Origin of the sequence: Pseudomonas sp. Ag1, assembly GCF_000278565.1 — a bacterium.
Taxonomy (GTDB): domain Bacteria; phylum Pseudomonadota; class Gammaproteobacteria; order Pseudomonadales; family Pseudomonadaceae; genus Aquipseudomonas.
In genome coordinates, this window is the sequence record NZ_AKVH01000109.1 from 105,471 (window position 1) to 130,439 (window position 24,969).

A 24,969-nucleotide genomic window follows, 5' to 3' on the forward strand; every position below is an offset into this window, starting at 1 on the left:
TGGTGTGCCAAGAGCGTAGACGGTTTGCCGGCAAATCAGAACGGTTTGGTCGGCAGGTATTTGCCATCCAGGGTGATCACCGCGCGGGAGCCGCCGTCCGGGTCTTCGACCTTCTTGATGTCCAGCTTGAAGTTGATCGCGCTGATGATGCCGTCGCCAAATTGTTCGTGCACCAGGGCCTTGAGGGTCGAACCGTAGACCTGCAGCATTTCATAGAAACGGTACATGGTCGGGTCCGTCGGCACGCCGCCCGGAAAGCTGCCGCGCAGGGGCACGGTTTGCAGCAGGCGGCTGGCGTCCTGGTCGAGGCCAAGCTTGTCGCAGACCACATCGGCAGCGTCCTTGGGCAGCGGATGCTGGCCGAGCAGGGCGGCGGTAACGAACGCCAGGCTCAGGCCGGTGCCGTCGGTGAGGTCCTGCCATGACAGGTTCTTGCGCGCCTTGATGTCGATGACGGTGTCGGCCAGGGCCAGGCGTGGGGATTGGGCGAATTGGGATTGCAGCATGGTGATGTCCTCTTGGGTTTGAATAAGGTTCAGGCGGCGTAGGCACGGGTGGCCGGGTGGTCGAGCAGCGACACGAAGCGCCCGCTGCGGCCATCCAGGGCGTCGATGGCGCCGCTTTCGATGTCGTAGACCCAGCCGTGCAGGCTCAGCCGGCCTTGTTCCAGGGCCAGGGCCACGGAAGGGTGGGTCTTGAGGTTGGCCAGTTGGGCGACCACGTTTTCCCGTACCAGCGAGTTCAGCCGGTCGGCATCCGATGCGTGAGCGCGGGCGGCATTGATCACCTTGGCCGACTCGGCGTGGCGCAGCCAGTTGGCCACGGCGGGTAAGTGGTCGAGGCATTTGCAGGTGGAGATCGCGGTCATGGCACCGCAGTCGGAGTGGCCGCAGATCACGATGTCGCTGACGCCGAGAACGGCTACTGCGTATTCGACGGTGGCCGACACGCCGCCAGGCTCCGGCCCGTAGGACGGGACGATGTTGCCGGCGTTACGGATCACAAACAGGTCACCGGGTTCCTGCTGGGTCAGCAGTTCCGGGACTACGCGGCTGTCGGAACAGGACACGAACAACGTGCCGGGGTTTTGCGTGGTAGCCAGGTGTTTGAACAGGTCGCTGCGTTGAGTGAAGGCTTCACCCTGGAACTTGCGGAAGCCGTCGATGAGATCTTGCATGGTGGTTCTCCTTGCGTCGCTGATGGGGCAAGGATGGAAGTTTTCAGCAATAGCGTCCAAGACCGGCTTATTATGGTTTCTATAAGTCATGCCTATAGTTGGAGCGCCTTCCATGTTGCTGCGTCATATCCGCTACCTGCTGGCCGTTGCCGAGCACCGTAATTTCACCCGGGCGGCGGAGGCGCTGCATGTGTCGCAGCCGACCTTGTCGCAGCAGATCCGGCAACTGGAAGACACTCTCGGTGCGCCACTGCTGGACCGTTCCGGCAGAAGCGTCAGCCTGACCGATGCAGGCGAGGCCTATGTGCGGTTTGCGCGCCTGGCCTTGCAGGATCTGCAGGCCGGCACCCGCGCCATGCATGACGTGCAGGACCTGAGCCGTGGCAGCTTGCGCCTGGCGATGACGCCGACATTTACCGCCTACCTGATCGGGCCGCTGCTGGCACGATTTAACGGGCTGTATCCGGGGATTACAGTGAGTGTCGAGGAGCTGACCCAGGACCGCATGGAGGCGGCACTGACGGAGGATTTGCTGGATATCGGCATCGGTTTTACCGGCGAGCATTTGCCGGATATCGAGTGTGAAGGGGTGTTTGTCGAGGCGTTGAGCGTAGTGGTGAGCGCCGCTCATCCCGGCATTGATCGACAGTCGTGGCTCCAGCAGCCGTTGGTGCTGCTGAATGCCGGCTTCGCCACGCGTCGCTATATCGATGAGTATTTTCGCAGCCAGGCGGTGAAACCGCTGATCACCATGGAGGCCAATTCCATCAGCGCGATTATCGAAATCGTACGAAATACGCAGTTGGCGACCATCCTGCCCAGCGCGATTGCCCAGGTGCAGCCGGGGTTGCAGGCGGTGCCGCTAAGCCCGCCGTTGCCGCAACGCACGGCGGCGTTGCTCAGCCGCAAGGGAGGCTATCGCAGTGCGGCGTGCAGGGCGTTTGTCGAGCTGGTCAGGGCGCAGCCAGCCACTGATTGATGATGCCGTCATACACGCCGGTCACCGTGCTCAAGTGCAGCCACTGGTCCACGTAACTCTTCCATGCGACATCATCGCGGGGCAGCAGGAACGCTTTTTCGCTGTACTGCATGTACCGCTCGGGATTCACCGCGCACAGTCCCGGCTTGAGCTTCTGCTGATACCGCGCCTCGCTGGCGTCGGTGATCATCACGTCCGCCTTGTTCGCCAGCAGTTCCTCGAAAATCGTCACGTTATCCGGGAACAGCGTCAGTTGTGCCTTGCCCAAATGCGCCCGCGCAAATACTTCATTGGTGCCGCCCGCAGGCTCGATCACGCGTACCTGCGGCTGATTGATCTGCTCCACCGTCTGATAGCGCTGCACATCGGCGCAACGCACCAGCGGGATCTTGCCGTCGACGCCCAATGGTTGGCTGAAAAACGCCTTTTTCTGCCGCTCCAGGGACACTGAAATACCACCCACCGCAATATCACAGCGCTGGGCCAGGAAGTCCGGCATCAGGGTTTTCCAGGTGGTCGGCACCCACTTCACCTGCACCCCAAGGCTCTTGGCCAGGGACTGGGCCATCGAAATGTCGATGCCTTCGTAGCTGCCGTCCGGGCGCAAATAGCTGTAGGGCTTGTAGTCGCCGGTGGTACAGACGCTCATTTCGCCGCGCTGGAGCACTTCATCCAGGCGCGACGCAGGGCTGTCGGCCAGGGCCTGGGCAGACAGGCCGGCCAGCAGGGAAAGGGTCAGCAATGCTTTCATGCGGTCGGGTCCTTGGGCATGGGCAGGGCCGCCATTATTTGCAAATGTTTAGCCACGGCACAACCAAACTCCATCAAGACTGGATTTAACGGCTTAACCTCGCGTGTGAGGCTGCCCGGCATCTCTTTACTGTGAATCCCGCATGGACGGTTCCCCCGACACACACCCTGAGACATCGCCAGGCGCCACCGCGTCCAGCCGTCCGGATGGTCGTCGAGTCACCGCTGATGCCCTCCCTTCCGAACTCGCCTTCTGGGCGCTCTGGCACTGCCGCCACGCGCGCCCACCGGACACCTTTCTCCTACGTTGATTTGCCCGAATGGATGCCCCGCGCATCTGCCCGGCAGCGCCCGCGCGCCTGCCTGACGCGAACGTATGAGAATGCCCATGAGCACGCCCTTTGCCACCCTGCACGAAGCCCAGTCCTTTCTTGAGCAGAACCCGGATATCGAGATGTTCGAGCTGTTCATCCTCGACAACAACGGTGTGCCTCGCGGCAAACTGCTGCACCGCGATGAACTGCTGGCGGTCTATGAAAGTGGCCGGCCGCTGCCGAGTACCATCCTCGGCCTGACCATCAATGGCGACGACGTGGAGAACTCAGGGCTGGTCTGGGAAGTCGGTGATATCGACTGCCGTGCCTACCCGGTCAGCGGCAGTTTGCAGCGCATGCCGTGGCGCCTGATCCCGACGGCAGCAGTGCAAGTCAGCATGCACCCCACCGAAGGCATGCCCGCTACCGTGGCCGATCCCCGGCACCTGCTGGCCAGGGTGATTGACGACCTCAAGGCCGACGGCTATTACCCGGTGATGGCGGCGGAGCTGGAGTTCTATTTGCTCGACCAGAAACCCGACAGTAACGGCCGCCCGCAACCGGCGCGGGATGTCGACGGCGGGCGCCCGCGCTCGACCCAGGTCTACGGCCTGCGGGAGCTGGAGCAGATCGAACCGTTCCTCGCCGACCTCTACAGCGCCTGCAAACTCCAGGGCATCCCGGCGCGCACGGCGATTTCCGAATACGCCCCGGGCCAGGTGGAAATCACCCTGGAACATCGCAGCGATGCCCTGCAAGCCATGGACGAGGCGGTGCGTTACAAGCGCCTGGTCAAGGGCGTAGCCCACAAGCACGGGATGACCGCGTGTTTCATGGCCAAGCCGTTCGACGATCTGGCCGGCACCGGCATGCACATGCACGTCAGCCTGGCGGACCGCGACGGCAATAACCTGTTTGCCAGCGAAGCGCCCGACGGCACGCCGCTGTTGCGCCACGCGGTGGGCGGCATGCTCAGCACCTTGCTCGACTCGTTGCTGATGTTCTGCCCCAACGCCAACTCCTATCGACGCTTCCAGACCAACAGCTACGCGCCGCTGGCCGCGACCTGGGGCGTGGACAACCGCACCGTCACACTGCGGGTGCCCGGCGGACCGGCGTTTTCCCGGCATATCGAACACCGTATCTGCGGCGCCGACGCCAACCCGTACCTCGCGGCGGCCGCGATTCTGGCCGGTATCCACCGGGGCATCCGCGAACAGCGCGACCCCGGCGCGCCGGTGGAGGGCAACGGTTATGCCCAGGCCAAGGAGTTGCTGCCCACCGATTGGCTGACCACCTTGCGTGCGCTTGAAGGCTCGGTTTGGGCGCGTGAGGCGTTCGGCGGCGAATTCCTCGGCGTGTACCTGGCGGTCAAGCGGGCCGAATACCGTCAGTTCATGGGCGAGGTGGGCGAGCAGGATTGGCGCTGGTATCTGCACCAGGCCTGAAGATGAAGGCGCTGATCACAGACAGTTAACAGACAGGCAGCGGGCTGGATACTGGATCTGCATTAACGGCGAACAATCCTTCGACCTTTTTTTCACGAGACGGTGGTTAAGCTGCGAATGTCTGATCCATTAACAGAGTCGTGTGATGCCGTCGCAACCGCCGTCTTCCATCGAGATTGAATTTGCCGAACGCGCTGGCCAGCAGCATGCCCTGGTCTGCGCCGACACGCGTCCGCCGGGGCTGTTGCGGCGCCTGGGGTTGTGGCGCGATGAGCAATTGGTGCGCCGTGCACTGAAGATCGCCGGCGAGCCAGGGCTGATTCTCGACCTGGCGTGCGGCTCCGGGCGCTTTTGGCCGGTGCTGGCCGAGCACAGCAACCGGGTGATCCTGGCGTCGGACAACTCCCAGGACATGCTCGACCACGCCCGTACCCACCACGCGCCGGGCTTGCTCAAGCGGATCAAGACCTTCCAGGGCTCGGCATTTTCCATCGGCCTTTCGGCCAACGCGGTGGACTGCATTTTTTGCCTGGAGTTGTTTCGCCATGTGCCAACGGCAGAAGGGCGCCTGGCCCTGCTCGGTGAGTTTCATCGGGTAAGCCGCGACACGGTAATTGTTTCGGTCAACAGCGACAGCGGCTACCGGGCGTTGCAGCCTGGCCCGGCGGCAGTTGCCAGCCACCGGGCGCAAGTGGAGGCGGAGTTTCGCCTGGCGGGTTTCAAGGTCCTCGGTCAACAGGAGTTCATGCCCGGCTCAGCCATGTGGCGGGTGTATGTCCTGCGTAAGAGAGGATAAGTACCGACTGTCGGACTATTCTTCAGCTCCTATAAGAGTTTTCATGGCGGATGCTGTACTGCGAATGCTCGCAACTCCCTTTCGCGATATATACTGCGCGCCATTCTTCAAGGGAGAGCCGTGTGGCCATCGATATTCACTGGATCTGCGACAACGATAGCCTCGGCCAGCACTGCGCCGAATGGCAGCAGTTGCCATTCGTCGCCCTCGACACCGAATTCATGCGGGTCGACACTTTTTATCCCATAGCCGGGCTGATCCAGATCGGTGATGGCGCGCGCGCTTACCTGATCGACCCCCTGACCATCGACAACTGGCAACCCCTGGCCGCCTTGCTGGAGAACCCGGCGGTGATCAAGGTGGTACACGCGTGCAGCGAAGACCTGGAAGTGTTGCTGCGCCTGACCGGCAGCCTGCCGGTGCCGTTGTTCGACACGCAACTGGCGGCGGCCTACCTGAACCTCGGTTTCTCCATGGGCTATTCGCGGTTGGTGCAAGCCGTCCTCGATATCGAGTTGCCCAAGGGCGAGACCCGCTCCGACTGGTTGCAGCGGCCATTGTCCGAGACGCAAATCAGCTACGCCGCCGAAGACGCGGTGCACCTGGCAGAAGTCTACACACGCCTGCGCCCGAAGCTTTCCGACGACAAATACGCCTGGGTCCTGGAAGACGGTGCCGAACTGGTGGCCAACCTGCGCCGCGAAGTCGACCCGTACGAGGTTTATCGCGACGCCAAGCTCGCCTGGAAACTCTCCCGTGCCCAGCTCGCCGTATTGCGCGAACTGTGCGCCTGGCGCGAACAGCAAGCCCGTGCCCGTGACCTGCCGCGCAACCGGATCATCCGTGAGCACTCGTTATGGCCCCTGGCCAAATCCCAGCCGGATAACCTCGCCGCGCTGGGCAAGATCGAAGACATGCACCCGCGCACCGTGCGCCAGGACGGCGAGTTTCTGCTGGGCCTGATCAAGCGCGCCGGCAGCGTGCCCATGGACCAGTGGCCACCGGCGGTTGCCGAGCCATTGCCGGTGGACGCCGCCACGCTGATCAAGCAACTGCGCGCCCTGGGCCAGGCCGAGGCCGAACGCCTGGACATGGCGCCGGAACTGATGCTGCGCAAGAAAACCCTTGAAGCCCTGGTCAAGAGCGGCTACCCCGAGGGGCCTTACCAATTGCCAGATTCGCTGCGTGGCTGGCGCCGCGAACTGATGGGCCAGGCGCTGCTGGACAGCCTGGCCACTGCCGGAGAACAGCCTTGAAACGTATCTGCTCCATCTATCGCAGCCTCAAACGAAACGAGATGTACCTCTACGTGCTGAAAAGCGATGCACTGGAGCGCGTGCCGGAAAGTCTGCTGGCCGCCTTCGGCAAGCCGCACCACGCCTTCGACCTGGTGCTGAGCCCGGAGCGCAAGCTGTCCCGCGAGGACATCACCGTGGTTCTGGAGAACCTCGAAAAGCAGGGTTACCACCTGCAAATGCCGCCGGCCGAGGACGAGTACATCGAACACTTGCCCGAAGAGCTGCTGCGACGCAATGACCCGATGTGATCGGTCAGTGCCCCGTCCGGGGCACATCATCTATGGAATTCAATTTTTGGCGGCGGCCGCACGGTACAGTGAACTGGACCGGCGGCCGCCTGCAGTGTTTTTGAAAGGTTTGAACCATGCGCGTTCTGATTGCTGAACACGATCACCCGCTGTACGCCCGGCTGCTGCGCGAAGCGGCGCCGGACCTTGAGGTCATGACCAGCGGCGACTCCGCCGAATTGTCGCGCCTGGCGGCCGATTGCCCGGTGTGGCTGGGCCAGCCGGATCTTCTGGCCACCTTGCTGCGCCAGGGGCACCAGCCACAATGGCTGCAATCCACCTGGGCCGGCATCACGCCGCTGCTGGCCGACGGCCTGCCGCGGGATTACCGCCTGACCCGCGCCGTGGGCATTTTTGGCCAGGTGATGGCCGAATACGTGCTGACTTACATGCTTGGCCATGAGCGTGAAGTGCTGGCGCGGCTGGTCAGCCAGGTCGAGCGCAAGTGGGATAACCGCATGGGCCAGAGCCTGGCGGGGCGCAAAGTGCTGATCGTCGGTACCGGTGATATCGGCCGCAGCGTTGCGCAATTCCTGCAGCCGTTTGGCGTTGAGCTGTACGGCATTGCCAGTGAGGCCCGTGAGCAGGCGCCGTTTGTCGAAGTTGCCGGGCTCGACGCGTTGCCGCGCCTGGTGGGTGAGGTGGACTACGTGGTCAACCTGCTGCCCAACACGCCGAACACCCACGATTTGTACAATGCGGCGCTGTTCAAGCAGTTCAAGCCGACCGGGTTGTTCATCAACGTCGGGCGCGGTGTGGCGGTGGTCGATGCGGACCTGGTGGAAGCGTTGAAGGAAGGCCATCTGGCCGGCGCGGTGATTGACGTTTGCCGTCAGGAACCATTGCCCCAGCGCCATCCGTTCTGGACCGCCTGGGGCTTGCTGTTGACCGGCCACAGCTCGGCGCCGACTTCGCCGGGGATGATGGTGCAATTATTTGTCGAGAATTTGCGCGCGTACCAGGCGCAGGAAACGTTGCGCGGCGAAGTGAGTTTCGAGCGCGGTTACTGACAGCGCGAAGGCTCGGCAACGCGTGTTGCCGGGCGCTTACAAATTTCTGCAAACACTAATCAGATGTTCGTTTCGCAGGCCGTATGTGAGGCTCGTACCCCTCTCCAGATGGGTACATTCTCATGTTGAATGCTGGCACTGTGTCTCTCCCTCCACGGGTAACTCCGCAACTTTCCCTGCTTTCTACCGAGCCGGCGGCGCTCCCTCTATTGCCCTCTGCTCTGGGTGCTACGGCCGATCGCGATACGCTGGCCCTCGCCCCAGTCCCCCGGCAATCCGGTCTCACCGCGGCGTTGGGCGACCGCGAGAATCTGCGGACACTGGGCCAGAAGCTCAACGAAATCGCCAGCCGTCTTGGCGTGAATGCCAGCCCTCAAGCGGTGCTGGCCGCGCTGCAAACGACACCGATGCAAATACACCCCGACTCGTCCTACCCGACCCAGGCGGGTAAAGCGGCGACGGTAGAGACCTTTCTCGGAAGTATCGGCTTGGGGTTGCCCACCAATCATTTTCAGCTGACCGGTCATGCCCATGCGGTGAGTGACAGGGCACTGGAGCATCCGCTCGGCAATTTTGGCGGCGGGTTGTCCTGGCCTGTTCCCATGAGCGCCGCTGAACAGCGCAGGGTACTGGCGGCGGCTACCGACCATGGCAGCCAGAACCTCAATGCACCACACATCGGCGCAAGCGTGGGTGTACTGGAATATCTGAACGCGAACCAGCCGTTGTCGGGCGAGGCATTGGCTGATCCTGCCAAGGCACTCGAAACCCTCGTCAGCTCCACCCGCGGGCAGGCACTGGGGCAAGCCATACAGGACCAGCTTGGGGGCGCCGCCTCCGAGACCAGCGTGAACGAGTACGCACTGAGTGCGATCCATCTGCTGCTTGACCCGGAGTCCATCACGGCGCCGCACCGTAACCGCGTGGCGGGTTTCGACCTCGCCCAACAAGCCCATTGGGGCAAGCCGGCTTCGACAGTGCTCGAGCGCCTGAGCACTTACCTGCACGAAAATCACAAGACCAGTCCCGAGATGGCCAAGGCCGGCGCCTATTTGTTACTGGCACGAAAGGCGCCCGAGTTTTTGATCAAGGACATCCCCGACCGCGTGACCTACGGCAGTCCGGCCTGGGTAAGCCTCGCGGTCGCAGCGGCGGCCATAGAGGCGCAGTTCCCCGGAAAGGTGGCGCACATGACCTTTGCCCAAGTCATGTCCAGCGCGGAAAACGCGATCCTGACGAATCGAGCCGCCGCCGAACATGCACAAAAGGCGGCATTGGTGGACTGGGCCGTGGTCAACGGGATCGTCACATGCCAGCCAGGTGATCGTTACAGCGACGATGAGATAGACCGTGCAAGGACGGCATTCAACGCACAACTGAAGTCGACGCTTGCGGCTACCGGTTTGTTGGAAGCCGAGATTCCAAGCCGTAAAGACATTGCGTTGGCCCATTTGAAGGAGCGGTTTGGCGAACACGTACCTTTTGAAGAGAAACGACTGAAGGTCGTTGACTCGAAACAACCGTCAGCCCAACCACTTTATGGTCCGAACCGGGCGCCCGGCGGGCTTTTCTCGTTGTTGGACATCGCCATGAGCGGACTTGGCCAATACCCATGGGAAACCAGGGACCCGAGCATTGCCGAGGCAATCAAAGGCAAGAGCCTGGATTTCAGCGTGAACAAAATCTTCAACGAAGAATTTGAACAAGCAATCACTTCTCGCCAGCAAGGGGTTCGCAGCGTCATCAAGCACCTTGTCGCAACACTGCCCTTGGTCGACCGGGAAAACCTGGAGTTTGCAAAGCTCGAGTTTTTTCAGAAAAACACTTATGAACTGGGCCTCGACTTCATCTCTAAAAAACGGCAGGGCGCGGAAAACAAACTGTGGGTCAAGGCCACCGGAAGGAATGGCAACACCGTTTATGAAATTGATTTGAACGCAGGTGCAATCAAGTCGGTGCCGACCTCGGAGTTAACAACAAAACGCGAGCGGCAGGCCAACAAGGAGTTCAAGACGGAGCCCTTCAAGCCCAAGACCGTGAGCGAGGCTGCCCTTGGCCAAAAGAGCCAGGACGGCTTGTCAACGCCGCCCCCCAGTTTTTCCAGTGCGCGAACCCAGCACATTGCCGATGCCTTTGTTGAACATCTTGATCTCGACAGTGATGACATAAAAACCTATGCCCGGGGTGTCACCTCATTCGATAAACAAATGGCAACCGAGTGGAACGTCACCCACTTTTTTCTTGACCTGATTCCGCTCAGGTCCGCCATCGTGAATTTTTCCAGGGGTAACCACCTGGAAGGGGCCAGTGACCTGGCGCTGGATGTCTTTGGTTTTGTCACGGCGGGCGCGGGTGTGGCGGCGAAAGTCACGAAGGCGGGGGCCAAGGTCGCGAGCGCCGCCGCCAAGGCCATTCAAGTGGCAAAAGTCATCGGTGTGGCTGCCATTCAAGCATTCAACCCATTGGATGGCTTCAGCGAACTGGTCGCGGGCGGTGCCCGGTTGCTGGGCAAAGGCGCCAACTTTGTACGCGCCACGGGTGCAGAGGTGGTCAACAAGCTCAGGGGCGCGAGCGGCAGCTATGACCTGTTGAAGGCTGCCAGTAAACACTATGACGCAGCAGCGACGGGTACCTTCAAGGTCGCCGGGCAAAGCGTTGATGGAGGCGCGGTACTCCAGAACGGTCGATGGTATGCGTTTGATGTGGACAGGATGCGGCCTTACGGCAGCCCTCTTGAAGGCTTCACCGCAAAAACGAGTGCGATGGATGGGGCGATCATCACCACGCCTGCCGAGCCGGGCAGCGCCCTGAACAACCGGTTGCTTGGCGACTACAGCGTGGCCGAATCGAAAATAGCCGGGCTTGCGCGCAACAGTCAGGGGATCTATGTGGCGGCGGACGGTCACTTGTCCCACATCCGCCATACCGATACTGCCGGCAACACTGCGGTCTACGAAGTGCGGCAAGTGACTCGCACCGCCGACGGTGCCGTACAGGCGCAGATTTATCACAACAACCGGCAAACGCCGCTGCTGGTGCAGCACCTTCAGGGGGACCAATGGCAGCGCCTGGGGGCACGCGGCGGTAACCCGCCTTCTGTGGCATCAGACCTGGGGCCGGAAATTGGCGGGGGCGGTGAGGGGACGATCTACGACAGTCTCGACGGGAAAAGTGTCTATAAGGACTATGGCCCTTCATCCATGACTTCTGCCGACGACTTTGTCGATAACGAGACCCTGTGCCTGAACAGCTATTACGGTGACGGCTTTGCAACCACGATATTTGAAAATGGTCGCCGTTATTTGAAAATGGGCAAGCTGGACGGGGTGGATGTAAATACCCTGGCAAGGGGAAGTTTGCCCCCAGAGGCCAGGCTTTTACTGGATGACGCATTTCGGCGCATGGAACAGAAAAATCTTTACCACAACGATCTGCAGTTAAGTAATTTCCTGTATTCAGCGAGGGATAATAAAATCTATCCAGTGGACTTGAACGCAAACGGTCTTGAAGACATGACACCGTTTCTCGCCAGTATGTACAAGCGTGATCGAGACGAGCTGCGCAGGGCCTATTACGCGCTGATCGCCAAGGCTTAGCTGCACTTGTGGCGGGTGTACCCTGCTGTGATCGCAGCAGCAGGGTTTTGACGTGACCGTCAACGACTGCCAGAGCGTGTTCAGTCCTGGTGGTTGAAGTCGCCTTCGGACACCAGCTCGTTCAATGGACGACGCGGGCTCGGGGTTTCCCGGGCTTGCAGGTAGTCGGCCAGGGTCGATTTGTCGCCGAGCTTGCCAATCGCCACCGCAGCGTGCAGGGCGTAACCTTCAGGAATCTTCAGTTCCTTGCGGGTCAGTTCCTGGTCGAAACCGGCCATGCCGTGGGTGTGCCAGCCGCTGAGGCTGGCTTGCAGCGCCAGGTGGCCCCAGGCCGAGCCGGTGTCAAAGGTGTGCCACAGGGCCGGGGTTTCTTCGGTGGCACCAGGCACGGCAAAGGTCGTCTTCGACGCGACGATCACCAGGGCCGAGGCATGCTGCGCCCAGCCACGGTTGAATTCGTTCAGCAGGCCCAGGAAACGTTCCCAGTTCGGCGTGTCGCGGCGCGCATAGAGAAAACGCCATGGCTGCGAGTTGTAGGCCGAAGGTGACCAGCGCGCGGCTTCGAAGAAGCTCAACAGGGTGTCCACCGGGATGCTTTCGCCGGTGAAGGCGCGCGGCGACCAGCGGTCGGTGAATTGTGGGTGGATCGGATAGTCGGCGACGCGTGGGTTGCTGCTCATTGGGCTGATCCTGATGAAAAACCGGGGTTCAAAGCTACTTCGCCGCCGGGTGGCTGACAAGTCTTGTTCTACCGACAGTCGTAAGCGCTTGGCCCCGGGGGCCATGGGCACTAGACTGGCGGCCTTTTAACATACCGATATTGATGTAGAGCCATGGCCGCCAAAGTCGAACCTTTCTGGATCCGCAAAACCCTCGAACAACTCGACCAGGATGAGTGGGAGTCGTTGTGCGACGGCTGCGGCCTGTGCTGCCTGCAAAAGCTCGAGGATGAAGACGACAACAGCGTCTACTACACGCGCATCGCCTGCAAACTGCTGGACCTGAAAACCTGCCAGTGCACCGATTACCCCAACCGTCGCGCCTCGGTGCCCGATTGCATCCAGCTCACTCCGGGCCAGGCCGACCAGTTCAAATGGCTGCCGCCCACCTGCGGTTACCGGCTGGTCAGCGAGCGCAAGGACTTGCCGCTGTGGCACCACCTGGTCTGCGGCGATCGCGACGCTGTGCACCAGGAACGCATTTCCCAGTCCGGGCGCATGCTCAGCGAAGGCAGCGTGCCCGAGGATGACTGGGAGGATTACCTGATTTTTCGAGCAGGCTGAGAAGGAGTGTGTATGACGGTTGGAGCCAGGCTGGCGGCGAGCCTGCTGTTGTTGGTATTGAGTGCGCCGGCGTGGGCGGCGAAGAAAGTTGACCTGGACTATCACGTCAAGCTGTTGCCCCAAAGTGATCAGGCAGAAGTGCGCCTGAGCCTGTCCCAGGGCTCGGCGGTGCGCAGCCTCAACTTCGACCTGGGCCGCGACGGCGACTACAGCGACTTCAAGGCCGATGGCCAGTGGCAAGTGTTGCCGGGCATTACCCCGGGTGACAGCCGCGGCCTGTGGCAACCGAGTGCCGACAAGGCCAGCCTGACCTACCGTGTACGCCTCACCCACGCGCGCAAGAAAGGCGTCTACGAAGCGCGGATGACCCCGAGTTGGGCGCTGTTTCGCGGCGAAGACCTGGTGCCCACTGCACGTCTGGATCAACAGGACGGCATTGAACTGGTGTCGCGCCTGGTGTTTGAACTGCCTGCCGGCTGGAAAAGCGTCGAGACGTCCTGGCCGCGCATCGGCAAGAACAAATTCCGCATCGATAACGTTTCCCGCCTGTTTGACCGGCCCACCGGCTGGATGCTCGCGGGTACGCTGGGCAGTCGCAGGATGCGCCTGGGGGAAACCGAAATCACCGTGGCGTCGCCCAAAGGGCAAGGCATGCATCGCATGGATGTGCTGACCTTGCTGACGTTTGTCTGGCCGCAAGTGCAAGCGGCATTCCCACGGCACCCGGCGAAATTGCTGGTGGTGGGCGCCAGTGACCCGATGAGGCGCGGTGCGTATTCGGCGCGGGACTCGATCTACCTCAACAGCCGTACGCCGTTGGTCAGCGAGAACGGCAGCAGCCCGTTGATCCGTGAAGTGGTGCAGGCTATCGGCCGCTTCAACGACCACCAGGGCAGCGACTGGATCAGCGAGGGCTTGGCGCAGTACTACGCCATTGAACTGATGCGCCGCGCAGGAGGGATCAGCGATGATCGTTATGCCGCCCTGCAGGCCCGGCTGGCCAGCGAAGGCAAGGACGTGACCACCCTGCGGGTCGAGCACGCCAGTAGCGCGACCGTCTCACGAGCGGTGGTGTTGTTGCAGGAGCTGGACCGCGAGATTCGTGTGAAAACCCACAACAAGCGTTCGCTGGATGATTTGACCCAGGCGGTGATGCGCCTGAACAGCATCAGCACCAAGGAATTTGTGCAGCTGGGGGAGAGCATTATTGGCGAGTCGTCGGTAGTACTCGATACCAAACTGCTGCACTGAAACCAAGGTGGGAGCGGGCTTGCTCGCGAAAGCGGTGTATCGTATCAGAAACACAGTCAGTGACTGACACTCCGCTTTCGCGAGCAAGCCCGCTCCCACTTTTGATCGGGGTTAACCCACAGTTTTGCTGGCGTTTTCAGCCGCCACTTCAGCCTTGGTCTTGAGGTTTTTCAGTTCCTCACCGGCGCGTTCGATCTTGGTTCGCACGCTGTTCATTTCCTGGCGGCTGCGCTCCAGCAACTCTTTCGCCGAGCTATGCCCGCTGATTCCGCGTGCCAGCGCTACGCCGCCAATCGCCACCTGGATCAAACCGAAAAAGCCGCCACGGCGCAGGCCTTTGCCCATCATCACCACACCGCCAGCCAGGGAGCCGATGCGTTCCCAGCCCTGGACGTTTTGCGTGGGTTGGGGCTCGAACGGGGTGGACCGGATAACGGGTCGCAGGGTTTTGCTGTCGCTCATGATCTGTCTCCAACAAGGGCTGATTGATATGCAGCTGACTGCACACAGGCCGCGGATGTTCCCAAAAAATCAGTATTTGGGGCCCGAACGGGTGTTGTTGCCCTTGGCCAGACGGTCGTAAAGCACCACGTTGACGGTGGCGGCGAGGTTCATGCAACCGGTGGTCGGGATGTAGATCACGTCTTCACACCAGTCGCGAATCTCTTTGTCGAGGGAGCCGTCTTCCGGACCGAAGATATACAGCGCACGGTCCGGATGGGTGTATTCGGGGAGAGGGCGGGCGCCTTCCACCAGCTCGACGGCGACGGGGATGCAGCCCAGGGGCAGGATCTTTTTCAGGTCGTCGATACCGATCAGCGGAATGTCGTGGTGGACCTTCTTGGTGTCGGTAATAAAGTCCCGGGCCCGCTCATAGCGCTTGCCGGTGTAGAACACCGAGGCCACGCCGTAGCAGCCGGCGGCGCGCATCACCGAGCCGACGTTTTCGGGGGATTTGGGGTTGTACAGACCGATGCAGCTGTAGCGTTTATTGCCCACGGGAGAGGGTGCCTTCGAGAAAAACCGCGATTATACGGCCTCGGGCTAATGCATTGCTTGGGCGATCGCTATCGCGGGCAAGCCCGGCTCCCACATTTGGAATGCAATCCCTTGTGGGAGCCGGGCTTGCCCGCGATGAGGCCGTCACATTCAGCGAAGATACTCAGTCGTCTTTCTTCATCAGCCCGGCCAACGCCGCAAACGGGTTGTGCGTCGCCTTGGCGATCGTCGGGCTGCTGGTGGAGCCTTCGCCGAAATACTGCTGGTCGGTATAACGCGAGTGTTCGTTGTCGTGGCAATACAGGCACAGCAACTCCCAGTTGGAGCCGTCCTGGGGGTTGTCGTCATGGTTGTGGTTGCGGTGGTGCACGGTCAGTTCGCTCAGGCGCTTGCCGGCGAATTCACGGGCGCAGCGGCCACACACGTGGGGGTACATCTTCAGGGCTTTGTCGCGGTAGCCCATTTCCCGATCGCGCTGGGCATCGGCGAGGATGCGATCCAGCTTGGCGGTGTGGGAGGGCGGGTTGGTCGAGCTCATCATGGCTCCTGTCTTTTAGTGGATCACGGATAGCGTTGATTCTAGCTGCTTGCGGGCTAATAAACCTCCGGCTTTTTCAGGCGCGGTCATGCCGGTGAGGGGGATTGTTTGTAGTATCGACGAACTGAATTCATAAGGAGCGGTACTCATGCGGATGCATTCATGGTTGTGGGCGCTGCTGTTGTGCGCCGTCAGTGTTCAGGTCCAGGCGTTTTCCACGCCCCAGCCAGGCCAGGTGATCAATGTGGCGCTGGAGCAGCTCCACCCGACCCAGGCCGTCATCGGTTTTGATCAGATTCATTACAAGCTGGGGGTATTTGCCGAGTCGCCCAAAAAAGTGTTCGACGAATATTGTGAAACCAACGGCCAGGGCGGTGTCGACAAGGTGCCTGAAGATGCCGATCTGCATAAGCCAGGCAGCTTCACCTGCAAAGACCCGGTGGGCGCTCACGTGGCGGACATGAAAACCGTGGTGGTCGGCCCCGCTGGCCAGTTGTACCTCACTGACGGCCACCACTCGTTCAGTACCTTGTGGGAGCAGCCAGGTGCCGGCGCCAAACTGAAGATGTGGGTGCGGGTCACCGATAACTTCAGCGACAGTCCCGACCTGGCGACTTTCTGGAAACGCATGGAGCAGGGCCGCAAGGTCTGGCTCAAGGACGGCCAGGGCAAGACCATCACACCTGAGCAAATTCCGGCACACCTGGGCTTCAAGGACCTCGGCGACGATATGTTCCGCAGCCTGGTTTACTTCTCCCGCAAGGCGTCCTACGGCAAGCCGACCTCTGGTGAGGTGGTGCCGGAATTCCTGGAGTTTTACTGGGGAGGGTGGTTGCGCACGCAGATTGACCTCGGCGCGTTCAACCTGAACAAGCAAGGCGGGTATGAAAAGGCAATCGAGGCGGTAGCCAAGCGCATGGTCAGCCTGGCGCCCGAGGCACCGGTAGGGGACAGCGGCTTCAGCGCCCGGCAGTTGGGCGGCTTCACGTCACTTGACCGCAAAGAACTGAACGATACGTTCAAGAAGAAAGTGCCCTACGTTATCGACAGTAGAAGTAACTAAGTGACGAACCGGCAGGGGCGGCCTTGTGCTGTTTCTGTCGGACGTATAACGGCTTAATATACAGTAAAGATCCGGCAGATATCGATTTAAATGCCGTGGGGCATTTAATTGTCTTCAGGGTGATAAAGTGTTGGACTAACTTTGCCAGTTTGTTTAATGTGGCGCCTCTTGGCCTACTGCCGTTAGTGTGTTCTGTGGTGGCGTCAGGTAGTCAATACGTCAGGTCTTTCCTGGCGACTGTCAGTTTCCCGCAAGCCGGGCTTTCCTTTCACGATATCAACCCCCGTGGTTGACGTTGTGGCGTTTCAAATCAGAAGCGCTCATCCAGAGCGTACTGCTTCCAATAACCGAAGTCGGGTGGTTGAAGTGTCTGATGATCGTCGTGCAAATAATAAAAAATCAACGCGTTACCCTGTTGTTATAACTTGAATATTCGGGATAGGTGTCCTGTGCAAGTTGTAAGTTTATGGTGCCCGTTAATAAACTTCTGATGTTCATCTCACTGACATTCACACTGCGTGAATGCAACGGCCTGCTTCAATTGAATACATGCAATTTTTTGTAGAGGCTGTTGTGTCTAAAGGCGTTGTTCTGGCGGTTTCCGCTTCCTTCCTGTTTGGTGTGCTGTATTTCTTTACCTCCCTTCTTGAACCCTTGAATGGCCAGCAGATATTTGGCTGGCGAATGCTCATCTCCTTGCCCTTCATGACGTTGCTGCTGTGCCTGTCCGGGGATTGGAAGTGGGTGCCGTTGATCTACAAGCGTCTGCGGGAGAAACCCGCGTTGCTGCCCTGTGTCGTGCTCACCAGTGCCCTGGTGGGTGTGCAGTTGTGGATCTTCATGTGGGCGCCCCTCAATGGCCACGGCCTGGATGTGTCGCTGGGCTATTTCCTGTTACCGCTGACCATGGTCATCACCGGGCGCATCGTTTACGGCGAACGCCTTTCCCATCTGCAAAAAATTGCCGCAGCGCTGGCGGCGGTGGGCGTGGCCAACGAGCTGTATCGCACGGGCGGGTTCTCCTGGACCACCCTGGTGGTGTGCGTCGGTTATCCGCTGTATTTCGTAGTGCGCAGGCGTTGTGGCACCGACAACCTCGGCGGGCTGTGGCTGGACATGATGCTGATGATTCCGGTCGCGCTGTGGTTCGTCCTCGGTAGTGAGCCCATCAACGAGACCCTGGCGCAGCGCCCGGCGCTCTATTGGCTGGTGCCACTCATGGGGTTGGTCAGCGCGGCGGCGGGTTATTCCTACATCCTGGCCAGCCGGCTGTTGCCGTTCAGCCTGTTCGGTTTGCTCAGTTACGCGGAACCGGTGCTGCTGGTGGCCGTGTCGCTGATGCTGGGAGACGCCCTCAAGCCGGGCCAATGGATGACCTACCTGCCGATCTGGCTGGCGGTGGTGGTGTTGGTGCTGGAAGGCTTGAGGCATTTGAATCGACTGCGCCGGTCGATCTGACTTCAACCCACGCAGTTAATGCTTAGCCCTTGAGCTTTTCAGCAATCCAGATGGTATGCCGCGTGCCCTTGTTACCATGGGCAAACACTTGCACTTCCTCGGCCTTGAAGCCGGCCTTGCGCAGTTTGTCGCTGAACTGCTTGTCGGCGCTGGCCGACCATACCGCCAGCACGCCCTTGGGCCGTAGCGCCTTGGCGCAGGCGCTTAGGCCACCGGCGGAATACAGCCAGCTGTTGGCTTTTTGCGTCAGGCCTTCGGGGCCGTTGTCGACGTCCAGCATGATCGCGTCAAACCCCTGGGGCTCGGCCTGCAGCACCTTGGCCACGTCTTCCAGACGGATCACGGTGCGCGGGTCCAGCAGCGGGCGGCCGGACTTTTCCCCCAGGGGCCCGCTATTCCACTCGACCACGCCGGGCACCAGCTCGGCAACCACCACTTCGGCAGTCTTGCCCAAATGCTTGAGCGCTGCCGCCAGGGTAAAACCCATGCCCAGGCCGCCAATCAACACCCTGGAGCCGGGCCGACCGGCGACTTTGCGGCACGGAATCTCCGCCAGCGCATCCTCGGAACCGTGCATGCGCGTGTTCATCAACTGGCCACCGTCACCGCCCTGAATCTTGATGACAAAATCCTCACCGTATTCGAACAGGCACAAGGCACCGCCGTTGTCGGGGATCGGAGTGGTGTCCAGCAGAACGAAACGTTTCATGGAAATCTCATTGGGAAGGGCATTCTTGCGCGGTTGGGAGTAGCCTTACGACTTTACGGTCAGGCCATGGAGCCATCGATGAAGTGCAGCATTCTAACGGTCATTGTGTGGAGCGCGCTCGCCCTTGGCGGTGTGGCCCAGGCTCAGGAGTCGCAAACCGTGCCGATTACCCCCGCGCCCACGGCGGGTTCACCGGGTACTGCAACGCCCACGCCTTACCCGCAAGTCACGCCACCGGCAACGCCAAAGGCGGCCGGCAGCGGTGAGCCATTGTTGGCGCCGATCGTGCTGCCCGCGCCGCCGAAGGACCAGACGATCCCCGGCTTGCAGCAAAACGACATCAAGCCCAAGACCCCGGGCGGCTAAAACTGCTGGGACAGCAATTGCCCGTCCGCCATGCGCAGGCGCCTGGACAGGGCGATAGCAATCGCACGAATGATCTTGGCCGCGATTTTCGGTGCATCGTTGAGCATCTTTTCCAGGGAATCCTTGCCCAGGTTCAACAGCACGCAATCGCTGGCCGCCACACAGCTGGCGGAGCGGCGCTCGCCGTCCAGCACAGCCATCTCGCCAAAGGTCCGCCCGCTGCGCAAGGTGGCGATAGTCAGGCGCTGGCCTGCATGGTTGGTCTTCTGCACCGCCACCTGGCCTGAGTGAATGATGCACATGAAGGTGCCCGCGTCGCCCTCGAGAAAAATTACCTCATCGCGGGCGATGCTGCTGATGTTGAAATAGCCCGCCGCTACGTGGAAGTCTTCCGGCAGCAACGGGTCGAACAGGCCGCAATCCATCAGCATGTCGCGGATTTCGTTATTGAGTAAGGTCGGTTCTGGCATGAGGCTTACAGTCTTTGTCCATAAATCGTGCAGGGCGCGCCCGGCGGTCAAGTGTTCAGACCGGCCCGCCAGGCGGAGTTCCTTAAATCAGCCCAAGCGCCTTGAAAACAAATGCATATTCGAGTGCTACGTCACGTAATCCCTGGTAACGACCACTCATGCCGCCGTGGCCGGCGCCCAGCTCGGTCTTGAGCAGCAACAGGTTGTCGTCGGTCCTGGTGTCGCGCAGCTTGGCCACCCACTTCGCCGCTTCCCAATACTGCACGCGGCTGTCGTTGTAGCCGGCGATCACCAGCGTGGCCGGATAGGCCTGGGCGCTGACGTTTTCGTACGGTGCGTACGCCTTGATCCGCTCATACACCTCGGGCTCCTGCGGGTTGCCCCATTCGTCGTACTCGGTGATGGTCAGCGGCAACTCGGGGTCGAGCATGGTGTTGAGCACATCGACGAACGGCACTTCGGCAATCGCCGCCTGGAACAGCTCCGGGCGTTGATTGAGCACCGCGCCGATCAACAGGCCACCGGCGCTGCCGCCGCTGATGGCCAGTTGCTTGGAGGTGGTCAGGCCCTGGGCGATCAAGTGTTCGGCGCACGCGATAAAGTCGCTGAAGGTGTTTTGCTTGTGCTCCTGCTTGCCGCCGCGATACCAGGCCTCACCCAGTTCGCCACCGCCGCGTACATGGGCAATGGCGAAGGCCACGCCACGGTCCAGCAGGCTCAGGCGGGCGTGGGAGAACCACGGGTCGAGGCTGTGGCCGTAGGCGCCGTAGCCGTACAGATACAGGGGCGTCGGCTTACCCAACTGATCGCGTCGGACGACAAGACTGATCGGCACCTGAGTGCCATCGGCCGACGTTGCCCACAGGCGTTGGCTGACGTAGTCGTCGGCGTTGAACACGCCCAGCACCGGGGTTTCCTTGAGCACTTGTTGTGCGCCGCCGGCCAGTTCCAGCTGACGAACCTGGGCCGGGCGGTTCAGGGCCTCATAGCGCAGACGGATCTTGTCGCTGGCAAATTCCAGGCTGTTTTGCACATAGAGGCTGTAGGCTGCGTCCGGTAACTCCACGCGATAAGCGGCTTGCCCCTGTGGGTGCACTTCGATGATCGGCAGGCCGCCGATCCGCAGGCTCAGGGTCATGGCCCGGGCATTGAGGCTTACGCCATCGAGCATTACCGCGTCGTCGTGGGGGATCAGGTTCAGCCAGTCGTCCTGGGTCGGCACACTGCCGGTGTCGGCCGCCTGGAACAGCGCAAAGTTGATGCCGTCACGGTTGCTGCGGATAAACCAGGTCCACTGGTCGTCCAGCTTGCCGTGGTCGACGTCATATTCATGGCCCTCGACCCGTGGCGCCATGCAGGTAAACGCCTGCTGCGGCTTTTCGGCGTCCAGGGCCCAGATCTCGCTGGTGGTCTTGCTGCCCAGGGCCAGCAGCAACTGACGCTCGGAGCTGGAGCGGTAGCAGTGCAGGAAGAAACGTCCGTCAGGCTCGTGGAACACTTCTTCGGCGGCAGTGCCGTCCAGGCGATAGCGATACAGCTTGTGCGGGCGATGGGTGTCGTCCAGTTCGGTGAAGAACAGGGTCAGGCTGTCGTTGGCCCAGGTCATGCTGCCATCGCAGTCTTCAAACTCCAGTTCGCTGACCTTGCCGGTGGCCAATTCCTTCACGTAGAGGGTGTAGATCTCTTCGCCGCTGGTATCCAGGCTGTAGGCCAGGCGCTGGTGGTCCGGGCTGATGCTGAAGGCGCCGAGGGAGAAAAAGCCGCCATTGGCCAGTACGTTCGGGTCCAGCAGCAGCTCTTCCGCGCTTTCGTCGACCTGTTGGCTGTCGTCCGCCGGGCGCGGGCAGCGGTAGTGGCGGGCGTATTCGTCGCCGGCGGTGGTGCGGGTGTAATACAGGTACGGGCCCCAGGGCGAGGGCAGGGACAGGTCGGTTTCGAGAATGCGGCCCTTGATCTCCTCGAACAGGGTCTCGCGCAGCGCCTGCTGGTCGGACAATTGTGCTTCTTGCCAGGCATTTTCCGCCTTGAGGTAATCGAGCACCTCGGCGCTGTCACGCGCTTGCAGCCAGGCATACGGGTCGGTGCCTGGGGCCTTGCGGGCGATCGGGGCGGCAGTGATGTGGGTCGATGGGGGCATGGATCACTCTCTGTCTGGCGGTTGGCCGACGGCATTGCAGCCTCGGCACTGAAAAGCCGTTATCATAGCGGCCTGTTTGCCTACCTTGCCATGGACACCATGACCGAGAACGACTATCTGATCGCTTGGGGCCTCTACGCCTTCGCAGCCCTGGGTTGCCTGTTGGTGTGGTTTGCCATGACCCGCTGGATGTGGCGCTGGCTGCGCGAGCCGCTGCGGTTGCTGGTGGCGGTGCTGCTGTTCAGCCCGACCATCGTCGACCCGGTGAAGACCCAGTTCGCCCCGGCCGTGGCCATCACCGCCCTGGACCTGGTGCTCAAGGTCGGCAACAACGCCTGGCGGGCGATCTCCGATCTGTTCATGTATTGCATGATCGCGTTCGGCGTGTACCTGGTGTTCGTGCTGATCCGCTGGCCCATCGAGCGTGCCGCCAGGGTTCTTCGTGAGCAGAAGGCCGCCGCTGCGGCAGCCGCTGCCGCCGAGCCGGAGGATGACGACGAACCCTTCGCCGATGAGCGTTACGGTCGCCCGGCACCTGTCAGCGGTATGCGGGTCGAACCGCGCCTTTAACGTTGTACGCCCTGTATCGAGAAGCCTGGCATGTGTGAATTATTGGGCATGAGTGCCAACGTACCGACCGATATCGTCTTCAGCTTCACCGGGCTGATGCAGCGCGGCGGACGTACCGGGCCCCACCGCGACGGTTGGGGCATCGCCTTCTACGAGGGCCGTGGCCTGCGGTTGTTCCAGGACCCGGCGGCCAGCAGCGAATCGGAAGTCGCGCTGCTGGTGCAGCGTTATCCCATCAAGAGTGAAGTGGTGATTGGCCATATCCGCCAGGCCAATGTGGGCAAGGTGTGCCTGTCCAATACCCATCCGTTCGTCCGTGAACTGTGGGGCCGCAACTGGTGCTTTGCCCATAACGGTCAACTGGCGGACTTCAACCCCCGCGCCACGTTCTACCGCCCGGTGGGCGATACCGACAGCGAAGCGGCGTTCTGCGATTTGCTCAACCGAGTCCGTGAAGCGTTCCCGGAACCGGTGGACATCGAACAGGTGCTGCCGGACCTGATCGCCGCCTGCAGCGAATACCGCAGCAAGGGCGTGTTCAACTGCCTGCTGAGCGACGGTGACTGGCTGTTCTGCTATTGCTCGACCAAACTGGCACAGATCACCCGGCGTGCGCCATTTGGCCCCGCACGGTTGAAAGATGTCGACGTGATCGTCGATTTTCAGGCCGAAACCACCCCCAATGACGTGGTGACGGTAATTGCCACCGAACCCCTGACCGAAAACGAGACCTGGACCCGCTACGAACCGGGCCAGTGGAGCCTGTGGCGACGCGGCGAATGTGTCAGCCAAGGTAAAACGGAATAAGGACGTCGAATATGTTGCTCAGCTATTTGCGACTGGTGTTGTTTGCCGTGGGTCTGTTGGTCGGTGTGCAGGTGCCGGGGTTTATCAGCGACTACGCCAAGCGCGTCGAAGCCCACTTGATCGAAGCCCAGACCGGCTTGCGCGGCTTCGATGCCACGGCGCAACAGTTCTTCAACGGTGACTTGCAGGCGCTGGTGGCCCATTACCGTGCCAGTGACGACCCGGTGTTTCGCAGCGATGCCAACAGCCTGGGCACCTTGCTCGACCGCCAGGTAGCGCTGGATAAGCAGTTCCAGGCGATGCAGGGCCCGTGGTACATCCGCGCGCTGCAAGTGGCGGTGGCCGCCGACCCGGCGATTCGCCAGGAAACCTGGAACGGCTACAGCTACATGCTGTTGCTGACCCCGGAAGCCATGGGCTGGGGCCTGGGCGGGGCGATGCTGTTGTCGTTCGGCATCGAGTGCCTGTTCCGCCTGATCGACTGGGTGGTGTTGGGCGGCAAGCGCCTGCGCCAGAGCCGACCGATTGAAGAGCGGGACCTCAAGGGGCTTTAAAGGCTGACGCGGTCAAATTGTGGGAGCGGGCTTGCTCGCGAATGCGGTGCGTCAGTGACATATGGGGTGGCTGGCACACCGCATTCGCGCGCAAGCCCGCTCCCACAGTTTTAAATCGGTTCCTTCAGTGGCATGGGTTTGCTCAACACCATCAAGTCCTCGCCCACCTTCTGCGCATACTGCTGCACCACGCTCTGGCACAGCGCCACAATCTCCTCCACCAACTCCACGCCCACTCGCCACGACACCACCACCTGCAGGTTCGGCGGCCGTTGTTCCATGGGCAGCATGGTCAATTCACCTCGTGCCAGCTCTTCACTGACCAATACGGGCGGGAACGCACCAATCCCGAACCCGTCCCGCAGCAGGCGGGTGATCGCTGACACCGAGTTCACACAGTTCATCCGTGGGGCGGATACGCCGTTAGCCTGCATCAGGCTGAGCACGTCCTGGTGCGGACAGGAGTTTTTCGAGTAGGTGATGATGCGCTCCTGGGCCAGTTCGGCGAGGGACGCGTAGTCGCGGTTGTAGATCGAGTGGCTGGCGACGATCCAGCCCATGGGGTGGCTGGCCAGTTCCAGGCTGCGCAAGGTTTCCTGGCGCAGCAGGTCGGTTTGCAGGATCAGGTCGAGAAAGCCTTTTTGCAACTGATCGCTGAGGTTCAGCGCGGTATCGGCGACCAACTCGATTTCTACCCGCGGAAAGTTGTCCGTCAGTTCTGCCACCAGCGCGCTCAGCCAGGTGTGGATCACCGTGTCCATCACTCCGATGCGGATACGCCCGACCTTGCTGCTGGTGGTTTCCAGGGACTGCTTGAGCCCTTGCATGGTCGCCATCATCTGCTCGGCATAATCGAGCACCTTCAAGCCTTCCGGCGTCAGGCTCACACCTCGGGAGTCGCGCAGGAACAGCTTCACCCCCAACTCGCTTTCCAGCACGGCGATGCGGCTGGAGATCGAGGCCTGGGTGGTGAACAGCTTCTCTGCCGTGAGGCGAAAGCTCTTGAGCTTGGCCACCCAGACGAAGGTTTCGAGGAACTTCAAATTCATGGGATCAACTTTTCTTATGCATGGATTGTTTTTTATTAGTTGGACGCAGCGTGCCGCAAC

General features: G+C 61.1%; 26 protein-coding genes. 15 read left to right on the plus strand and 11 right to left on the minus strand.

Features of this window, described 5'->3' with window-relative positions; translation table 11 throughout:
• Positions 1-35: 35 nt before the first annotated feature.
• The gene (cynS, locus tag A462_RS06850; protein WP_003210659.1) at positions 36-506 is read right to left on the minus strand and encodes a cyanase; all 471 of its coding nucleotides are present in this window, start codon (positions 504-506) and stop codon (positions 36-38) included.
• A gap of 29 nt (positions 507-535) precedes the next feature.
• Positions 536-1,177, minus strand: coding sequence for a carbonic anhydrase (locus A462_RS06845; protein WP_008437919.1), 642 nt, complete (start codon positions 1,175-1,177; stop codon positions 536-538).
• A gap of 112 nt (positions 1,178-1,289) precedes the next feature.
• Between A462_RS06845 and cynR the strand changes: the two genes are divergently transcribed.
• The gene (gene cynR / locus A462_RS06840) at positions 1,290-2,156 is read left to right on the plus strand and encodes a transcriptional regulator CynR (RefSeq protein ID WP_008437920.1); all 867 of its coding nucleotides are present in this window, start codon (positions 1,290-1,292) and stop codon (positions 2,154-2,156) included.
• On the opposite strand, the gene A462_RS06835 is transcribed toward cynR, so the two are convergent.
• Entirely contained in the window at positions 2,131-2,907 is a 777-nt protein-coding gene (locus A462_RS06835; protein WP_008437921.1) for a transporter substrate-binding domain-containing protein, read from the minus strand. The genes cynR and A462_RS06835 overlap by 26 nt on opposite strands.
• Before the next feature lie 387 nt (positions 2,908-3,294).
• On the opposite strand from A462_RS06835, the gene A462_RS06830 reads away from it, so the two are divergent.
• From A462_RS06830 to A462_RS06805, 6 genes are all read left to right on the plus strand, one after another.
• Entirely contained in the window at positions 3,295-4,668 is a 1,374-nt protein-coding gene (locus tag A462_RS06830; protein ID WP_003210664.1) for a glutamine synthetase family protein, read from the plus strand.
• A 145-nt stretch (positions 4,669-4,813) separates the two neighbouring features.
• Positions 4,814-5,464, plus strand: coding sequence for a class I SAM-dependent methyltransferase (locus tag A462_RS06825; protein ID WP_003210665.1), 651 nt, complete (start codon positions 4,814-4,816; stop codon positions 5,462-5,464).
• A 122-nt stretch (positions 5,465-5,586) separates the two neighbouring features.
• The gene (gene rnd / locus A462_RS06820) at positions 5,587-6,720 is read left to right on the plus strand and encodes a ribonuclease D (protein ID WP_008437922.1); all 1,134 of its coding nucleotides are present in this window, start codon (positions 5,587-5,589) and stop codon (positions 6,718-6,720) included.
• Positions 6,717-7,010, plus strand: coding sequence for a YcgL domain-containing protein (locus tag A462_RS06815; protein WP_003210667.1), 294 nt, complete (start codon positions 6,717-6,719; stop codon positions 7,008-7,010). The genes rnd and A462_RS06815 overlap by 4 nt, the downstream gene beginning before the upstream one ends.
• 116 nt (positions 7,011-7,126) lie before the next feature.
• The gene (locus tag A462_RS06810; protein WP_003210668.1) at positions 7,127-8,059 is read left to right on the plus strand and encodes a D-2-hydroxyacid dehydrogenase; all 933 of its coding nucleotides are present in this window, start codon (positions 7,127-7,129) and stop codon (positions 8,057-8,059) included.
• A gap of 122 nt (positions 8,060-8,181) precedes the next feature.
• Positions 8,182-11,655 carry an OspG family effector kinase gene (locus tag A462_RS06805; RefSeq protein WP_008437923.1) on the plus strand — a complete coding sequence of 1,158 codons (3,474 nt, stop codon included), beginning with the start codon at positions 8,182-8,184 and terminating at the stop codon, positions 11,653-11,655.
• 80 nt (positions 11,656-11,735) lie between these two features.
• Here the strand turns inward: A462_RS06805 and A462_RS06800 are convergent, their stop codons facing one another.
• Entirely contained in the window at positions 11,736-12,335 is a 600-nt protein-coding gene (locus tag A462_RS06800) for a nitroreductase family protein (RefSeq protein WP_008437924.1), read from the minus strand.
• Positions 12,336-12,488: 153 nt separating this feature from the next.
• Here A462_RS06800 and A462_RS06795 point away from each other — a divergent pair, with 153 nt between their 5' ends.
• The gene (locus A462_RS06795; protein ID WP_003210671.1) at positions 12,489-12,938 is read left to right on the plus strand and encodes a YcgN family cysteine cluster protein; all 450 of its coding nucleotides are present in this window, start codon (positions 12,489-12,491) and stop codon (positions 12,936-12,938) included.
• Positions 12,939-12,950: 12 nt separating this feature from the next.
• A complete protein-coding gene (locus tag A462_RS06790; RefSeq protein ID WP_008437925.1) occupies positions 12,951-14,189 on the plus strand; it encodes a hypothetical protein in 1,239 nt (412 codons plus the stop codon).
• 111 nt (positions 14,190-14,300) lie between these two features.
• On the opposite strand, the gene A462_RS06785 is transcribed toward A462_RS06790, so the two are convergent.
• The 3 genes from A462_RS06785 to A462_RS06775 all read right to left on the minus strand — a co-directional run bounded on the left by A462_RS06785 (position 14,301) and on the right by A462_RS06775 (position 15,726).
• A complete protein-coding gene (locus A462_RS06785; protein WP_003210673.1) occupies positions 14,301-14,651 on the minus strand; it encodes a YgaP family membrane protein in 351 nt (116 codons plus the stop codon).
• 69 nt (positions 14,652-14,720) lie between these two features.
• Complete coding sequence (locus A462_RS06780; RefSeq protein ID WP_003210674.1) at positions 14,721-15,188, minus strand: RNA methyltransferase; 468 nt, start codon at positions 15,186-15,188, stop codon at positions 14,721-14,723.
• A 163-nt stretch (positions 15,189-15,351) separates the two neighbouring features.
• Positions 15,352-15,726: a YajD family HNH nuclease gene (locus A462_RS06775; RefSeq protein WP_003210675.1), complete on the minus strand. Its 375-nt coding sequence runs from the start codon at positions 15,724-15,726 to the stop codon at positions 15,352-15,354.
• 148 nt (positions 15,727-15,874) lie between these two features.
• Here A462_RS06775 and A462_RS06770 point away from each other — a divergent pair, with 148 nt between their 5' ends.
• Together A462_RS06770 and rarD are read left to right on the plus strand one after the other, a co-directional pair.
• The gene (locus tag A462_RS06770; protein ID WP_008437929.1) at positions 15,875-16,789 is read left to right on the plus strand and encodes a ParB/Srx family N-terminal domain-containing protein; all 915 of its coding nucleotides are present in this window, start codon (positions 15,875-15,877) and stop codon (positions 16,787-16,789) included.
• A 573-nt stretch (positions 16,790-17,362) separates the two neighbouring features.
• Positions 17,363-18,247 (plus strand): EamA family transporter RarD, encoded by an 885-nt coding sequence (rarD, locus tag A462_RS06765; RefSeq protein ID WP_032899734.1) that lies wholly within the window; start codon positions 17,363-17,365, stop codon positions 18,245-18,247.
• Positions 18,248-18,269: 22 nt separating this feature from the next.
• On the opposite strand, the gene A462_RS06760 is transcribed toward rarD, so the two are convergent.
• Positions 18,270-18,956 (minus strand): spermidine synthase, encoded by a 687-nt coding sequence (locus A462_RS06760; RefSeq protein ID WP_008437932.1) that lies wholly within the window; start codon positions 18,954-18,956, stop codon positions 18,270-18,272.
• 78 nt (positions 18,957-19,034) lie between these two features.
• Here A462_RS06760 and A462_RS06755 point away from each other — a divergent pair, with 78 nt between their 5' ends.
• Positions 19,035-19,322, plus strand: coding sequence for a hypothetical protein (locus tag A462_RS06755; protein WP_003210679.1), 288 nt, complete (start codon positions 19,035-19,037; stop codon positions 19,320-19,322).
• On the opposite strand, the gene A462_RS06750 is transcribed toward A462_RS06755, so the two are convergent.
• Both A462_RS06750 and A462_RS06745 read right to left on the minus strand, forming a co-directional pair.
• Positions 19,319-19,792, minus strand: coding sequence for a cyclic nucleotide-binding domain-containing protein (locus tag A462_RS06750; protein ID WP_003210680.1), 474 nt, complete (start codon positions 19,790-19,792; stop codon positions 19,319-19,321). The two genes, A462_RS06755 and A462_RS06750, sit on opposite strands and share 4 nt — an antisense overlap.
• 82 nt (positions 19,793-19,874) lie before the next feature.
• Positions 19,875-21,929, minus strand: coding sequence for a S9 family peptidase (locus tag A462_RS06745; protein ID WP_008437939.1), 2,055 nt, complete (start codon positions 21,927-21,929; stop codon positions 19,875-19,877).
• A 21-nt stretch (positions 21,930-21,950) separates the two neighbouring features.
• Between A462_RS06745 and A462_RS06740 the strand changes: the two genes are divergently transcribed.
• Genes A462_RS06740 through A462_RS06730 form a run of 3 tightly spaced genes read left to right on the plus strand, consistent with a single transcriptional unit; the run spans position 21,951 to position 23,860 of the window.
• Positions 21,951-22,499 carry a hypothetical protein gene (locus tag A462_RS06740; protein WP_008437941.1) on the plus strand — a complete coding sequence of 183 codons (549 nt, stop codon included), beginning with the start codon at positions 21,951-21,953 and terminating at the stop codon, positions 22,497-22,499.
• A gap of 30 nt (positions 22,500-22,529) precedes the next feature.
• Positions 22,530-23,306: a class II glutamine amidotransferase gene (locus tag A462_RS06735; RefSeq protein WP_003210683.1), complete on the plus strand. Its 777-nt coding sequence runs from the start codon at positions 22,530-22,532 to the stop codon at positions 23,304-23,306.
• Between the two features lie 11 nt (positions 23,307-23,317).
• Positions 23,318-23,860, plus strand: a complete 543-nt coding sequence (locus A462_RS06730) for a DUF2937 family protein (RefSeq protein WP_003210684.1) — start codon at positions 23,318-23,320, stop codon at positions 23,858-23,860.
• A 110-nt stretch (positions 23,861-23,970) separates the two neighbouring features.
• Here the strand turns inward: A462_RS06730 and A462_RS06725 are convergent, their stop codons facing one another.
• A complete protein-coding gene (locus A462_RS06725) occupies positions 23,971-24,909 on the minus strand; it encodes a LysR family transcriptional regulator (RefSeq protein WP_008437943.1) in 939 nt (312 codons plus the stop codon).
• Between the last annotated feature and the right edge of the window lie 60 nt (positions 24,910-24,969).